The 11872-nt window shown below is 59.9% G+C and carries 11 protein-coding genes; 9 read left to right on the top strand and 2 right to left on the bottom strand.

What is annotated here, in order from left to right:
* The first annotated feature begins 53 nt into the window (after positions 1–53).
* From AABC73_RS26115 to AABC73_RS26105, 3 genes are read left to right on the top strand one after another with little or no spacing between them, the layout of a single operon-like run.
* Positions 54–1079 carry a phosphotransferase gene (locus AABC73_RS26115; protein WP_341521519.1) on the top strand — a complete coding sequence of 342 codons (1026 nt, stop codon included), beginning with the start codon at positions 54–56 and terminating at the stop codon, positions 1077–1079.
* Positions 1080–1139: 60 nt separating this feature from the next.
* The gene (gene murU, locus AABC73_RS26110) at positions 1140–1811 is read left to right on the top strand and encodes an N-acetylmuramate alpha-1-phosphate uridylyltransferase MurU (RefSeq protein ID WP_341521518.1); all 672 of its coding nucleotides are present in this window, start codon (positions 1140–1142) and stop codon (positions 1809–1811) included.
* Positions 1811–2578: a TerB family tellurite resistance protein gene (locus AABC73_RS26105; RefSeq protein ID WP_341521517.1), complete on the top strand. Its 768-nt coding sequence runs from the start codon at positions 1811–1813 to the stop codon at positions 2576–2578. Before murU ends, AABC73_RS26105 begins: the two co-directional genes overlap by 1 nt.
* A 138-nt stretch (positions 2579–2716) precedes the next feature.
* Here the strand turns inward: AABC73_RS26105 and AABC73_RS26100 are convergent, their stop codons facing one another.
* The gene (locus tag AABC73_RS26100) at positions 2717–3712 is read right to left on the bottom strand and encodes an alpha/beta hydrolase family protein (RefSeq protein ID WP_341521516.1); all 996 of its coding nucleotides are present in this window, start codon (positions 3710–3712) and stop codon (positions 2717–2719) included.
* A gap of 97 nt (positions 3713–3809) precedes the next feature.
* On the opposite strand from AABC73_RS26100, the gene AABC73_RS26095 reads away from it, so the two are divergent.
* From AABC73_RS26095 to AABC73_RS26070, 6 genes are all read left to right on the top strand, one after another.
* Positions 3810–5819, top strand: a complete 2010-nt coding sequence (locus AABC73_RS26095; protein WP_341521515.1) for a transporter substrate-binding domain-containing protein — start codon at positions 3810–3812, stop codon at positions 5817–5819.
* Positions 5816–6445 (top strand): response regulator transcription factor, encoded by a 630-nt coding sequence (locus AABC73_RS26090; RefSeq protein WP_065833347.1) that lies wholly within the window; start codon positions 5816–5818, stop codon positions 6443–6445. The genes AABC73_RS26095 and AABC73_RS26090 overlap by 4 nt, the downstream gene beginning before the upstream one ends.
* 307 nt (positions 6446–6752) lie before the next feature.
* Positions 6753–7877, top strand: a complete 1125-nt coding sequence (locus AABC73_RS26085) for an ABC transporter ATP-binding protein (protein WP_341521514.1) — start codon at positions 6753–6755, stop codon at positions 7875–7877.
* Positions 7878–7961: 84 nt separating this feature from the next.
* Positions 7962–8999 carry an ABC transporter substrate-binding protein gene (locus AABC73_RS26080; protein WP_341521513.1) on the top strand — a complete coding sequence of 346 codons (1038 nt, stop codon included), beginning with the start codon at positions 7962–7964 and terminating at the stop codon, positions 8997–8999.
* Positions 9000–9078: 79 nt separating this feature from the next.
* Positions 9079–10326: an ABC transporter permease gene (locus AABC73_RS26075; protein ID WP_341521512.1), complete on the top strand. Its 1248-nt coding sequence runs from the start codon at positions 9079–9081 to the stop codon at positions 10324–10326.
* An 11-nt stretch (positions 10327–10337) separates the two neighbouring features.
* Positions 10338–11162 carry an ABC transporter permease gene (locus AABC73_RS26070; protein ID WP_341521511.1) on the top strand — a complete coding sequence of 275 codons (825 nt, stop codon included), beginning with the start codon at positions 10338–10340 and terminating at the stop codon, positions 11160–11162.
* 141 nt (positions 11163–11303) lie between these two features.
* Here AABC73_RS26070 and AABC73_RS26065 read toward each other — a convergent pair whose 3' ends face one another.
* Positions 11304–11867, bottom strand: a complete 564-nt coding sequence (locus AABC73_RS26065; RefSeq protein WP_341521510.1) for a DUF4136 domain-containing protein — start codon at positions 11865–11867, stop codon at positions 11304–11306.
* Between the last annotated feature and the right edge of the window lie 5 nt (positions 11868–11872).

The following is an 11872-nucleotide window of genomic DNA, read 5'->3' as shown; positions in this document are numbered from 1 at the left end:
CGGATAATAAAGCATGACCCGCTTGACGGCTAGCGCCGTCGGAGACCCTTGCAATGCCAGATCAAGATGTACGCCTGCAACACCTCGAAACTTGGCTCGATGAGCAACTTCCCGCGCTGTTCGCAACGCAAGGCTGGGGCGCGATTCCCCCGGCCACGTTGACCGCGGCCAGTAGTGATGCGAGTTTTCGCCGTTACTTCCGTTGGCAGGGGGGCGAGCGAACTTTTATTGTGATGGATGCGCCGCCGCCCCAGGAAAACTGCAAACCCTTCGTGGATATCGCAGGTTTATTAAGTAAATCAGGGATTAATGTTCCGAAAATTTATGCCGAAGACCTGACGCAGGGCTTTTTGCTGCTCAACGATCTGGGTCAGAAAACCTGGCTCGACGTGCTCGATGCAGACAACGCCGACGCTTTGTTTGCCGACGCGCTTGATGCGCTGCTGGCTTTTCAGCAGTTGCCGATGGATGCGCCGTTGCCCAGCTATGACGTGGCCTTGCTGCGCCGCGAGCTGGAGTTGTTCCCGCAGTGGTATGTCGCTCGGGAGCTGGGCATCGAGTTTGACCCGCAACAGCAGGCCATGTGGCAGCGATTCAGCGACCTGTTGATCAGCAGTGCGCTTGAGCAGCCCAAAGTATTGGTTCATCGCGACTATATGCCGCGCAACCTGATGCTCAGCGAGCCCAATCCCGGCGTGCTGGATTTCCAGGATGCGGTGTACGGCCCGGTGACCTACGACGTGACGAGCCTGTTCAAGGATGCATTCCTGAGCTGGCCCGAAGATCGTGTGCAAGGCTGGCTGAAGCTTTACTGGGACAAGGCGCAGGCCCTGGGCATCCCGGTGCAGGACGATTTCGCCGCGTTTGTGCGGGCCAGCGACTTGATGGGCGTGCAGCGGCATTTGAAGGTGATCGGGATTTTCGCGCGCATCTGCCATCGTGACGGCAAGCCGCGCTACCTGGCCGACGTCCCGCGATTCTTTGCTTATATAGAAGCGGTGTTGTCCAGGCGTCCCGAGCTGGCCGAGCTGGGTCAACTGCTGACCAGCCTGAAGCAGCCGGTGACACACGCTGTATGAAGGCCATTAGTACCAAGGCCATTACAACAAGAGGGTATTGCAAGTGTTGAAGAGGCTGGAATGAAAGCGATGATTCTCGCTGCAGGGAAAGGCGAACGGCTGCGCCCGTTGACCCTGCACACGCCAAAACCCCTGGTGCGCGCTGGCGGCGTACCTCTGATCGAATACCATTTGCGCGCCCTGCACCACGCCGGGTTTCACGATGTGGTGATCAACCACGCGTGGCTCGGTCAGCAGATCGAGGATTACCTGGGTGACGGGCAGCGCCTGAACCTGAGCATTCGCTATTCCCCGGAAGGTGAACCGCTGGAAACCGGCGGCGGCATCTTCCGTGCCCTGCCGTTGCTGGGCGACAAGCCTTTTGTGGTGGTCAATGGCGATATCTGGACCGACTACGACTTCGCCGGTTTGCGCATGCCCATCGCCGGGCTCGCGCATCTGGTGCTGATCGATAACCCTGCTCACAACCCCAGTGGTGATTTTGCCCTGGTCGACGGGCAGGTTCGTGATGACGACTCGGCAAGCGCGCGGCTGACCTACAGCGGCATCGCCATTTTGCACCCGCGTCTGTTTGCCGGTTGCGAAGCGGGCGCGTTCAAGCTGGCGCCGTTGTTGCGTCAAGCCATGACACAGGGCCAGGTCACCGGCGAGCATTTCAGCGGGCGTTGGGTGGATGTGGGTACTCACGAGCGGCTGGCTGAAGTCGAGCGACTGCTTGCGGTGGCCGGCTGATGTTGTGGCCGGGCACATTGCTGGGAGCGGGCGCAGGTTATCTGATCGCCAGCATTCCGGGCGCCATGCTCGGCGCTTTGCTGGGGCAGGCGCTCGACCGACGTCTGGCCCTGCAAAGCTGGGCTGAACTGCGCGCTCGATTGGGCGGTCGGCAGGTGCCCCGCGACGATGAGCTGCTGTTCCTGCTGCTGGGGCGACTGGCCAAACGCGACGGCCGTGTCGTCGAGCAACATATCCAGCAGGCCCGCGTGGAAATGCGTCGGCTGGACATGAGCGAGCCTGCGCAGCGCCGCGCTATTGCGGCGTTCAACCGGGGCAAGGATGGTCGCGATCATCTGCGCGGTTATCTGCGGCGCTTTCGGGCGCAACCCCATGCCGCCGAAGGTTTGCTGCGTGCTTGTTGGCGCATGGCCTGGGCCAACGGCAGGGCCACACGCAACGAGCGCGAGCTGATTGTGCTGTGGGGAAAATGGCTGGGTTGGCCTGCAGCGAAAGTCGAGGCGCTGGCCGCTGAACATGACACCCAGAGAAAGCCGCTGACCAGCAAGGTCAATGACTATCAGCACGCTCTGACGTTATTGGGCGTGAAAGCCGATTCTGAACCTGCGCAAATCAAACGCGCCTATCGGCGTCTGCTCAGTCGCAACCATCCGGACAAGATCGCCGGTTCCGGCGCGAGCCAGATCCAGGTCCGCGACGCCACCGACCGCACCCGGGAATTACACAGCGCTTATACCTTGATCAAGGAACGGCGCGGGTTTCGGTGAGTACCGGGTAAAAAACTGCAGCCTTGTGCGAGCTCGGTGGGAGCGAGCTTGCTCGCGAAGGGGCAGGTACATTCGACGTATTTTTTGAGTCTCGTATTTTGCCTTCGCAAGCAAGCTCGCTCCCACAACAGCGCATCATCACTTCGCCTCAATCCACCCTCGCACCCGGCGAAACATCTGTTCCTGTTCGGCTTCTTCATTGCCGGGAATGGCTGTCAGCGCAACTTGGGTAAACCCGGCGTTCTTCGTCCTTTTGCTGACTTGCAGCCGTGCGGTTGCAGCGTCGCGGGCCTGGAGCTGTTCCTTGTAGACGAAGTCCGAAGTCTTCATTTTCAGGGTCGGAATCAGCTCCAGAAGTGGCGGCTTGGCATCAAGCGGTTCGTGGGCGGTGACCATGACGAATTTCTGCACCAGTGGCGAAGGCCGTTCGTTCAAGAAGCGTGCGGCCCAATACGCGCCGCTGCCATGGCCGAGCAGCACGATGCTGCGTGCCTTGTTCTGCTGGGCAAAACTGATGGCGCTTTCGATGCGGGCGAAGATTTGTTCGGCTTGGGCCTTGGCCTGTTCTTCAGCTGCGGCGGCGCTCGCGGCAGTGGCGGCGGCTTCTTTTTCGGCAGCAGCGGCTTTGTCGGCTTCCAGAGCGGCAGCATCTTTAGGCGCGGCGTTCTTGGGCGCTTCCTTGGGCTTGTCGGTGCCTTCAGCCGGTGGCGCTTCGACCTCTCGCGGCTGGCTGAAATCGGTTTTAACGTCAGGCAGCGTCAGGCTCAGGCTGGCCCAGCCGATATCCGGAAAACGCCGACGCAGCGGGCCAACCGTATCGGGCCAGTCCGCCGATTCATCGGCCCCCGGCACAATAATCACTGCACCTTTTGGCTCATCGCTGTTGGCTGGCTTCCACAGTGCAAGAAACGTCTCGTCCCCGGCCTGCAATTGTTGTTGATCGGCCTGCGGCAGACGACCTTCAAGGGCCAGCGAGTCTTCCTGACTGCGTGGCAACAGCGGAGGCCGTTCGATGGCGGGCTCGGCAGCAGGTTCTTTGCCCGGTTCAGGATCAGCAGCGCTTGCAGACGGCGCACAGGGTAAGATCAGCGCTAGCCACAATGCAGGAAGCATTGCGCGAAAGGTGTAGGACATTGAGTATTCCAAAGCAGAAACTATTTCCGCAGCCTAATAGGTTGATCGGCATTTGTCAGGCAACGCGTCTCAGATCGCACACAGGAACAACACATAAATGACTGGCCTGCTGCGCACGGGTGTTATCGGCTGTCTGGCCGTGCTCTTGATGATCGGCGCTGGACTCGCCCAGTCTGCGCCAGCCGTTCCCACGCCTTCGGTGCTGACGCCGCAGCAGCGCAGCTGGCTTGAGCAGCGCGGCCAGTTGCGGGTCGGCCTGGTCATGCAAGCGCCGTACGCGCAATTTGACCGCCGCCAGCAGCAACTTTCCGGTGCCAACGTTGACCTGATGAACCTGCTGGGCAAGAGCCTGCAAGTCGAGCTGCTGTGGCGCAGTTTTCCCGATCAGGCGGCCCTCGAAGAGGCGCTGGCGCAAGGTCTTGTGGACATCGTCCCCGGCCTGACGCAAACCCCGGCGGGGCTGAAGACCTGGCTGTTTTCCGATCCGTACATGCGCGTGTCGCAACTGGTGGTCGGCGAACGGGACGGCACCGGCGTAGTGGATCTGGAAAAACTCGACAGCCGTACCCGCGTGGCGGTGCGGATGCCCAGCGTCACGGCCGATTACTTGCGTGGCAATTATCCGCACCTGAACCTGCAAGGCGTGCCGCTTGAGCGACAGGCGTTGCAATTGCTCTTGAGTCAGCAGGCGCGCTACGCGGTGTTGGACGAAGCGCAACTGAGTCGACTGTCCCGTGAGCCCGAGTTTGCCGGGCTCAGCATCGTCGGCGACATCGGTTTCCCACAACTGCTACGCATTGCCTCGCGGCGGGATGCGCCGGAACTGGCCGAGATCATCAGCGCTGCGTTGCAGGCCATTCCTGCTCGGGAGCTGGATCAGCTCCACGCGCGCTGGTTGCCGCTCAATTCAGTGAAAGCCAGCGAATCCCCCGGTTTCTGGCAGAACATCTGTCTGTTGTTGCTGGTGCTGCTGCTCGCCTGTTTTGCCATCGTCATCTGGCAGCGTCGCCAACAGCAGGCGCTGGAGCGCGAAGTGCTGGTCGCCCGCGAAGACATCGCGCGCCGTGCGGCGGGCGAAGAAGCGTTGCGGTTGGCGCAGTTTTCCATTGATCAAAGCACTGTCGGCATCTTGTGGGTCAACTGGGACAGCCGCGTGCGCTACGCCAATCGGGCCGCCGAAGCGATGTTGGGTTATCCGGCGGGTGGTGTGATTGAGCGGCCGTTGATCGACTTCGAACCCAGCCTGCACATGGACCGCTGGCTCGGGCTGTGGCGTAGCGCGCGGTCCAGCGAAGGCGTGGCGCAGACCTTCGAAACCAACTGTGTTCGCGCCGATGGCAGCATTTTGCCCGCTGATGTGTCCCTGAGTTTCCTGCGCTTTCAGGAATCCGAATACCTCGTCGTGTTCCTCACCGACGTTACCGATCGGCGCGGCTATCACGAGCAATTGCGTGAATTGTCGGCGCACCTGGAAAGCGTGCGCGAAGAAGAAAAGGCGCGCATCGCCCGGGAAGTGCACGACGAATTGGGGCAGATGCTCACGGTGCTGAAGCTTGAAACGTCCATGTGCGAGCTGTCTTACGCCGATCTTGATCCGGGTTTGCGTGAGCGCCTCAACAGCATGAAGCGCCTGATCTCACAGTTATTCCAGCTGGTGCGCGACGTGGCCACCGCCCTGCGCCCGCCGATTCTGGATGCCGGCATTGCCTCGGCGATCGAATGGCAGGCGCGACGTTTCGAGACGCGCACGCAGATTCCGTGTCTGGTTCAGGTGCCGGATAACCTTCCGGCGTTGAGCGACGCCCGCGCCATCGGCATGTTCCGGATTCTTCAGGAGGCGCTGACCAATGTCATGCGTCACGCCCAGGCGCATACCGTGGAGGTCAGCCTGACGCTGGATGATGGCCTGATGTGCATGACCATCGCCGACGACGGCCGTGGTTTTGTGCCGGAGCAGGGCAGGCCTGTTTCATTCGGACTGGTGGGCATGCGCGAGCGCGTGCTGATGCTCGGTGGGCGATTGGAACTGGACAGCGAGTCCGGTGAAGGCACAACCTTGCGGGCATACATTCCGCTGGATCAAGTCGGGCAGGAGCGAGAAAAGTGATTCGTGTACTGGTAGCTGAAGATCACACGATTGTTCGCGAAGGCATCAAGCAGCTGATTGGCCTGGCCAAGGATTTGCTGGTGGTGGGCGAGGCCAGCAATGGCGAGCAACTGCTGGAAACCCTGCGCCACGTGGAATGCGAAGTGGTGCTGCTGGACATCTCCATGCCCGGCGTCAACGGCCTGGAAGCGATCCCGAGAATTCGCGCGCTGAACAATCCGCCAGCGATTCTGGTGTTGTCGATGCACGACGAAGCGCAAATGGCCGCGCGCGCCCTGAAAGTCGGTGCCGCTGGTTATGCCACCAAAGACAGCGATCCTGCGTTGTTGCTGACGGCGATTCGTCGGGTGGCGGCGGGCGGGCGTTACATTGATCCGGATCTGGCCGACCGGATGGTGTTCGAGGTTGGCCTGACCGATAACCGCCCGCTGCATGCGTTGCTGTCCGAACGTGAGTTTTCGGTGTTCGAGCGTCTGGCCCAAGGCGCCAACGTCAACGACATCGCCCAGCAACTGGCGCTGAGCAGCAAGACCATCAGCACCCACAAGGCGCGGCTGATGCAGAAAATGAACCTCAACTCCCTGGCGGATCTGGTCAAGTACGCCATGGAACACAAATTGCTCTGAGTCTGAAAACGACATGTCTCAGACCTCATTGATGGGGATACTGTAGGACCGGCTTTAGCCGGGAGGGCGGCTGTTCTGGCGCCGCAGATCCAGTAAAGGTCACGGCCTGCTCCCGGCTGAAGCCGGTCCTACGGATTGCATGGCGTCCGCTAACGCGTCGGTCCGATAGACGCTTTCTTCTGATGACATATCTAATCCCGCCATCCCTGTAGGGCAATCCCTACCCCAATCTCTCCTGCGCCCCGATTTGCGTGGCGTGACGCCTGGCCTAGGCTTGTCCCACGCAGACAAAACAAAGGTGTGGGTAATGAGCAACGTCGATTCAAGCGCTGGGGCAAACGATGTTCTGGTCAGCTTTCGTGGTGTGCAGAAGAGCTACGACGGCGAATCCCTCATCGTCAAAGACCTCAACCTGGAGATTCGCAAAGGCGAATTCCTGACCCTGCTCGGGCCTTCCGGTTCCGGCAAGACCACCAGCCTGATGATGCTGGCCGGGTTCGAAACCCCGACCGCCGGCGAAATTCTCCTCGCCGGCCGTTCCATCAATAACGTGCCGCCGCACAAACGCGACATCGGCATGGTGTTCCAGAACTACGCGCTGTTCCCGCACATGACCGTCTCGGAAAACCTTGCGTTCCCGCTGTCGGTGCGCGGCCTGAGCAAGGCCGACATCAGCGAAAAGGTCAAACGTGCGCTGGACATGGTGCAACTCGGCACCTTCGCCCATCGCTACCCGGCGCAACTCTCCGGTGGTCAGCAACAGCGTGTGGCGCTGGCCCGCGCGCTGGTGTTCGAGCCGCAACTGGTGCTGATGGACGAACCCTTGGGCGCGCTCGACAAGCAACTGCGCGAACACATGCAGATGGAAATCAAACATCTGCACCAACGCCTGGGCGTGACCGTGGTCTACGTGACCCACGATCAGGGCGAAGCGCTGACCATGTCCGACCGCGTTGCAGTGTTCCATCAAGGCGAAATCCAGCAAATCGCCGCGCCGCGCACCTTGTATGAAGAGCCGAAAAACACCTTCGTCGCCAACTTCATCGGCGAGAACAACCGCCTCAATGGCAAGTTGCTCAGCCATTCCGGTGACCGTTGCGTGGTCGAGCTGGGTCGCGGCGAGAAAGTCGAAGCCCTGGCCGTCAACGTCGGTGCGGTCGGTGATGACGTGACCCTCTCGATCCGCCCCGAGCGCATCAGCCTCAATGGCAACAGCGAAAGCTGCGTGAACCGTTTCTCCGGCCGAGTGGCCGAGTTTGTGTATTTGGGCGACCACGTTCGTGTGCGTCTGGAAGTGGCAGGCAAGACCGATTTCTTCGTCAAGCAGCCCATCGCCGAGCTGGATCCGGCGTTGAGCGTTGGCGACGTTGTGCCAATTGGATGGCAAATCGAGCACGTTCGCGCGCTCGATCCCTTGCAGCAAGTGCATTGATTCACCAATAAAAAGGCATCAGCCAGAGGCGATAGATCGCCCTCAACGCATAAAACCAACACTGCTCGTGGAGAACACAACCAAATGCTCAAATCTTTGAAACTCACCGCCATTACGCTGGGCATGATGTGCGCGGCGCAAGCCATGGCTGTCGATCTGACCGTCGTGTCCTTTGGTGGCGCCAACAAGGCTGCCCAGGAAAAAGCGTTTTACGCCCCGTGGGAAAAGGCTGGCGAAGGCAAGATCATCGCTGGTGAATACAACGGTGAAATGGCCAAGGTCAAAGCCATGGTCGACACCAAAAGCGTGTCCTGGGATCTGGTAGAAGTCGAATCGCCGGAACTGGCTCGCGGTTGCGATGAAGACATGTTCGAACCACTCGATCCGAAATTGTTCGGCGACAAGGCAAAGTATGTCAAAGGCGCCATTCAGCCTTGCGGCGTAGGCTTCTTCGTCTGGTCCACGGTGCTGGCTTACAACGCCGAGAAGCTTAAATCGGCTCCGACCGGCTGGGCGGATTTCTGGGATACCGAGAAATTCCCCGGCAAACGTGGCCTGCGTAAAGGCGCCAAGTACACCCTGGAATTCGCCCTGATGGCTGATGGCGTAGCGCCAAAAGACGTCTACAAAGTGCTGGCCGGAAAAGACGGTCAGGACCGTGCATTCAAGATGCTCGACAAGCTCAAGCCAAGCATTCAGTGGTGGGAAGCGGGCGCCCAGCCTCCGCAGTTTCTGCAATCGGGTGACGTCGTGATGAGCTCGGCCTACAACGGCCGCATCGCAGCGGTAGCCAAGGAAAGCAAACTCAAAGTGGTTTGGACTGGCGGCGTGTACGACTTCGACGCTTGGGCGATCCCGAAAGGTCTGGATAAATCCCGAGCTGACGCGGCGAAGAAGTTCATCGCTTATAGCGTGCTACCTGAGCAGCAGAAGACCTTCTCGGAAAACATCGCTTACGGTCCGGCCAATACCGAAGCCGTCAAATTGTTGAGCGCTGAAACGCTGGAGAACATGCCGACTACTCCTGAGAACATCAAGGATCAGGTGCAGATCGACGTGGCATTCTGGGCCGACAATGGCGAGCAACTCGAACAGCGATTCAATTCCTGGGCTGCCAAGTAAGCGCATCAAGTTGAGTTAGATCCGGGCGCGTTTCCTGTGTGGGAAGCGCGTCCCTCGTTGACAGATTTCGGAGTTCGCTATGGCCCTCGCCCTGCCCCTGCCTGACGGCGCCAGCCCCACCTTGAAACAGCGCCTGGCTCGTGCCGAACGGGTCAACCGCTGGAAGGCCCAGGCATTGATTGCGCCACTGGTGATTTTCCTGTTGCTGGTGTTTCTAGTGCCAATCGTTGCGCTGCTTTACAAGAGCGTCGGCAACCCGGAAGTCGTCAACGCCTTGCCGGCCACTGTCGTGCAGGTCGCGCAATGGGACGGCAAAGGACTTCCTTCCGAGTCGGTCTACAAAACCCTGAGCCTTGAGCTGGCTGAAACCCGCAAGAATTCGACCCTGGGCGATTTGTCCAAGCGTCTGAACATGGAACTGGCCGGCTACCGCAGCCTGCTGATGACCACCGCTCGCGCCTTGCCGTTTGCCACTGAACCGGCTTCTTATAAAGATGCGCTCGAAGCATTGGACGAACGTTGGGGTGATCCGGCCTATTGGCAGGTGCTCCGTCGCAATACCAGTAGCGTTACCCCCTATTACCTGTTGGCCGCTGTCGACCACCGCATCGATGACCTCGGTGAAGTGGCGCCTGCGACCCCGGATCAAGCGATTTACCTGGATATCTTCGCCCGCACCTTCTGGATGGGGTTTGTCATCACCCTGATCTGCCTGGTCCTGGCGTATCCACTGGCTTATCTGCTGGCCAATCTGCCAGCACGACAAAGCAACCTGTTGATGATTCTCGTGCTGCTGCCGTTCTGGACCTCGATTCTGGTGCGGGTCGCCGCGTGGATCGTGTTGCTGCAATCGAGCGGGCTGATCAATGGCGCGTTGATGGCCATGGGCATTATCGATAAGCCGCTGGAGCTGGTGTTCAACCGGGTCGGCGTGTACATCTCGATGGTGCACATCATGCTGCCGTTCATGATTCTGCCGATCTACAGCGTGATGAAGGGCATTTCCCCGACGTACATGCGGGCGGCGATTTCCCTGGGCTGCAATCCATTTGCCAGCTTCTGGCGCGTGTACTTCCCGCAAACCTACGCCGGGATTGGCGCGGGTTGCCTGTTGGTGTTCATTCTGGCGATCGGCTACTACATCACCCCAGCGTTGCTGGGCAGCCCGAACGATCAAATGGTCAGTTACTTCGTCGCCTTCTACACCAACACCAGCATCAACTGGGGCATGGCCACAGCGCTGGGCGGCCTGCTGTTGCTGGCGACCGTCGTGCTTTATCTGATTTATAACTGGTTGGTCGGCGCCAGCCGCCTGCGCCTGAGCTGAGGAAAGTCGCCATGTTGAGTCCTTATTCTTCGCCTCTTGAGCGTGTCTGGTTTTACGCTCTGCGCATCATGTGCGGTCTGATCCTGTTGTTTCTGGTGCTGCCGGTACTGGTGATCATTCCGTTGTCGTTCAACTCCGGGAGTTTTCTGGTCTATCCGCTGCAAGGCTTTTCCTTGCATTGGTATCAGGACTTCTTCAACTCGAACGAGTGGATGCGCTCCCTGAAGAACAGCCTGATCATCGCGCCGGCTGCCACCATCCTGGCCATGGGTTTTGGCACGCTGGCGGCAATTGGCCTGACCCGTGGCAACTTCCCCGGCAAGGCGTTGGTCATGGCCTTGGTGATTTCGCCCATGGTGGTGCCAGTAGTGATCATCGGGGTGGCCAGCTATCTGTTCTTCGCCCCGTTGGGACTGGGCAACAGCTTTATCTCGCTGATCCTGGTGCATGCGGTTTTGGGTGTGCCGTTCGTGATCATCACGGTGTCGGCGACCTTGCAGGGCTTTAACTACAACCTGGTGCGCGCGGCCGCCAGTCTTGGTGCTTCGCCGGTGACTGCGTTCCGTCGGGTGACCTTGCCGCTGATTGCGCCGGGGGTTATTTCCGGCGCGCTGTTCGCCTTCGCCACTTCCTTCGATGAAGTGGTGGTGACGCTGTTCCTTGCCGGACCGGAACAGGTGACCCTGCCTCGGCAGATGTTCAGCGGCATCCGCGAAAACCTCAGCCCGACCATCGCCGCCGCCGCAACCTTGCTGATCGGTTTCTCGGTGGTATTGCTGCTGGTGCTGGAATGGTTGCGTGGGCGTAGCGAGAAGTTGCGCACGGCGGTGGAATGAATCACACCTGATTGTGGGGCGAGCTTGGGTGGGAGCGAGCTTGCTCGCGAAGGGGGTATCGCAGGCGATACATTTGTCGACTGGAATTCCGCTTTCGCGAGCGAGCTCGCTCCCACAAGGTTTGTATTTGCCGCGCCCAAGTCAATGCGGCGGGTACTGCTCCAGTATCTTCGCCACGGTCTGGCGAATCACGTTGTTGCGGGCATCCGGATTGGCGGATCTTTCGCTGAGGATCTGCTCGGTGCTGCCACGCCAGACCAGCTTGCCATCCTTGCCGTCGTACATATCAACCTGCAGCGTGGTCACTTTGTAATCGACGCTGCGCGTCTCGGTGCTCATCGGCGCGCCCCAATAACCGTAGCCACCCCAAGGTCCCCAGCCGCCGCCGTAATTGGTGCTGACCAGTTGCTGGCGATTCTCGACGATCAGCCAGGTCTGTATTTTCAGATCGGCATTGCTGCCCGGGCGGGCCATGCGCAGGCCGCGCTGGTCCAGCTGCTCGCCGAGCGACTGACGAATGCGTTGCTCGGTAAGGTCGCTTTTGATGCGCGGATCATCCGGCTGATATTGCACGCCGGGTTCTTTCCAGCTCCAGCTGCGATAGCCGCCAAAGTCGCGACTGGCATCGAAGTCACGATTGACCTGGCTGGTCTGGCAAGCGCTGAGCAGCAGCGCCAGGGACAACACGACAAGACCGCGGAACATGGCAG

Source organism: Pseudomonas sp. G.S.17 (genome assembly GCF_038096165.1).
Lineage (GTDB): Bacteria > Pseudomonadota > Gammaproteobacteria > Pseudomonadales > Pseudomonadaceae > Aquipseudomonas.
Note: the sequence above shows the minus strand (reverse complement) of the source record. Positions and strands in the feature narration are given on the sequence as shown.

Coding starts and splice junctions, on each gene's coding strand:
- AABC73_RS26095 (WP_341521515.1), top strand. CDS start 3,810: ATGACTGGCCTGCTGCGCACGGGTGTTATCGGCTGTCTGGCCGTGCTC.
- AABC73_RS26070 (WP_341521511.1), top strand. CDS start 10,338: ATGTTGAGTCCTTATTCTTCGCCTCTTGAGCGTGTCTGGTTTTACGCT.
- murU (WP_341521518.1), top strand. CDS start 1,140: ATGAAAGCGATGATTCTCGCTGCAGGGAAAGGCGAACGGCTGCGCCCG.
- AABC73_RS26080 (WP_341521513.1), top strand. CDS start 7,962: ATGCTCAAATCTTTGAAACTCACCGCCATTACGCTGGGCATGATGTGC.
- AABC73_RS26115 (WP_341521519.1), top strand. CDS start 54: ATGCCAGATCAAGATGTACGCCTGCAACACCTCGAAACTTGGCTCGAT.
- AABC73_RS26105 (WP_341521517.1), top strand. CDS start 1,811: ATGTTGTGGCCGGGCACATTGCTGGGAGCGGGCGCAGGTTATCTGATC.
- AABC73_RS26100 (WP_341521516.1), bottom strand. CDS start 3,712: ATGTCCTACACCTTTCGCGCAATGCTTCCTGCATTGTGGCTAGCGCTG.
- AABC73_RS26085 (WP_341521514.1), top strand. CDS start 6,753: ATGAGCAACGTCGATTCAAGCGCTGGGGCAAACGATGTTCTGGTCAGC.
- AABC73_RS26075 (WP_341521512.1), top strand. CDS start 9,079: ATGGCCCTCGCCCTGCCCCTGCCTGACGGCGCCAGCCCCACCTTGAAA.
- AABC73_RS26065 (WP_341521510.1), bottom strand. CDS start 11,867: ATGTTCCGCGGTCTTGTCGTGTTGTCCCTGGCGCTGCTGCTCAGCGCT.